The 2,450-nt window shown below is 63.2% G+C and carries 3 protein-coding genes; all 3 read right to left on the bottom strand.

Annotated elements, in window-relative coordinates:
- Positions 1-101 precede the first annotated feature (101 nt).
- A complete protein-coding gene (locus tag ACVOLR_RS20005; protein WP_481537982.1) occupies positions 102-503 on the bottom strand; it encodes an EF-hand domain-containing protein in 402 nt (133 codons plus the stop codon).
- Between the two features lie 90 nt (positions 504-593).
- Positions 594-1,316 carry a hypothetical protein gene (locus ACVOLR_RS20010; protein WP_481537983.1) on the bottom strand — a complete coding sequence of 241 codons (723 nt, stop codon included), beginning with the start codon at positions 1,314-1,316 and terminating at the stop codon, positions 594-596.
- A gap of 59 nt (positions 1,317-1,375) precedes the next feature.
- The gene (locus ACVOLR_RS20015) at positions 1,376-2,374 is read right to left on the bottom strand and encodes an SMP-30/gluconolactonase/LRE family protein (protein WP_481537984.1); all 999 of its coding nucleotides are present in this window, start codon (positions 2,372-2,374) and stop codon (positions 1,376-1,378) included.
- Between the last annotated feature and the right edge of the window lie 76 nt (positions 2,375-2,450).

Below are 2,450 nucleotides of genomic sequence, written 5' to 3' on the forward strand. Positions count from 1 at the left end.
ATGCTCGGCAGGGGCTTTCTCGGTAATGCCCCATGCCGAGCATGGCTCGGCACTACAGGTGAAGCGGCTGCCGAGCATGGCTCGGCTCTACAGGTGATGCTTCAGCGCAACCAGCCAGCCAACTGCTCGCGTGACAGCTTGCCGCGACGCGCTGTATCCAAGGCATTGAACTCGTCAGCCAAGGCTGGATTGGCCTGTGCTTCCTCGCGGCTGATGAAACCATCACCGTCCACATCCATCGCAGCAAAATCGATGCGGTAATTGCCGATCACGCTGTCCGGCTGGATCGAGCGCACGGTGACCTGGGCCTGATCGGTGGGCATCAGGATCTGCGTGGAGTGGGTGACCTTGCCAGTCGCCAGCGATTGCTCGCGCACATGCACCGGCGCGTCGTTCAACGGCATGCTGACCGCAGGCTCAGGGCGCGGCACCGTCTGCGCGTTGGCAGCAACGGGCAGCAGGATGGCGAACGCCAACGGCAGGGCAATACGAAGCACAGACATGGCACGACTCATCGTTGGTGGAAACAGGGCCCGCCACGCGGGTGGCGGCATTTGTGATGGTAGTGCGCAGCAGCTGAACGGGCGAGCCGTTCAGCCCGGGATGAACGGGAAGACCAGTTTCAGCAAGCCCTTCAAACCACCTTCGGCGGTAGAGCTGATCGCCTTCGCGCCCAGGCTGTTGAGCGCGCGGCGCAAGTCGACCCATCGCAGTTGGGTGACGTCCTTCTTCAGCAGGTCGGCGACTTCTTCCGAGGCCGGGGCCAGCTTCTTCAAGGCATCCAGAGTGGCCTGCGGATCGGGCTGCAGGTAATTCCAGCGCTCGGCGATGTTGAGCAAGGTGTCGAAGCGCACCGCGACCACTTCGCGGTTGCGCTCATAGACCGGGATCGCGCCGACATCGAGGATGGCCTGCTCGAAGCGCTGGGCATCGTCGGGGTGCTCGATGCGGATCGCGAGGAAACCTTCCTTGCGGCTGCGCTCGCTGACGTGCTTTGCGCCGGAGCGCAGATTGGCCTCGGTCAGCACCGCGGCGACGATGCGCTGCAGGGCGGCCTCACCTTCTTCCGGTACCAGCGCCCGCCAACGCGCATAGCCATCGCGACGCAGGCCTTTGACCTTGGCCGGAGTGACCCGCAGCTGCAGGGCAACGGCGGCATTGGAATCGCTGCGATTGATAGCGCCATCGCGTTCAATCAAGACGAAGATCAGCAATTCCAGGTCGCGCTTGGTCAGCGACTGGAAACCCTGCATCAGGGTCAGGCGCAGAAACTCATTGCCGAAGCCGGCCGGGTCCTTCAGTTCGATGCTGTGCATTGCGGTTCCTCCCATGACCTACAGCATGCCTGATATGGATTGCAGGAGCTGAGACTGGGTCAGGGTTTGGCTGAAGGCTGCAAGCCGTATTCTCGACCGGGGCGGTCGGCCTGGAAGGTTTCCACCGCGCCACGGTCCTGCAGGGTGACGAAGACCTGGCGGCCGTCGCTGCCGCCAAAGGCGAGATTGCTGGGCTTGCGCCCCTTGAGCTGCACTTCGCGCAGCAGCTTGCCTTCGGGCGAGACCACCGCGATCACACCGGCATCGTAACGGGCGATATAGAGATTGCCGTCGGCATCGCAGCGCATGCCGTCCATGCCATGGTCATCGAAACGGATCAGCAGTCGCTTGTTGCTGATGCTGCCGTCGGCAGCACGGTCGTAAACCCAGACATTGCGCTGCACGCTTTCGTTGACGTACAGATGCTGACCGTCGGGACTGACCTCGATGCCATTGGTAGTGCCCATGCCGGATTCAAGCAGATGCACGCTGCCGTCGCGGTCGATGCGCCATAGCTGACCATCATCGGCCTTGGCCCAGTTGGGGTCGCTGGCGTAGAGCGTGCCGTCCGGGGCGAGGGCGATGTCGTTGGGTTGGTGTGCATTTGGCAGATGCGCGAACACGCTGACGCTGGTTGAGTCGGGCGCTACGCGCAGGATGTTGTGGCGTGGGTAATCTGCGATATACATCGTGCCATCGCTACCGAAGCGGATGCCGTTGCCGACGCTGCCTTCCGGCAGGGTGAGGAAAAGCGTCGCCTTGCCGGTTTCATCAACGCGGCCGATGGTGCCGTCCTTGCCGATGTTGACCACATACAGCGCGCCATCCGGGCCGGTCGCCGGGCCTTCGATGCCGGTGGTGAAGGTGCCATCGCTGACGTGGTCGCGGACGATGAAGTTGTCGGCGGCCAAAGCAGTGCTGCTCAGGGTGATGAGCGCGAAGCTGGCGATGCGGGCAAGGCTGGTCTGGCGAACGATGGCGGCGACTTCCGTGTTGGTGGAAGCGCGAGTGTGCCAGAGCGTGACGGTGGAGCGGAGTGTGGTTGCTTGGGCAACCATGAGGGCGGGGCATGTAGTGCCGAGCCATGCTCGGCAGAGGCTTTACCGGTAATGCCAATGCCGAGCATGGCTCGGC

This window comes from Stenotrophomonas sp. STEN030, from assembly GCF_056759995.1.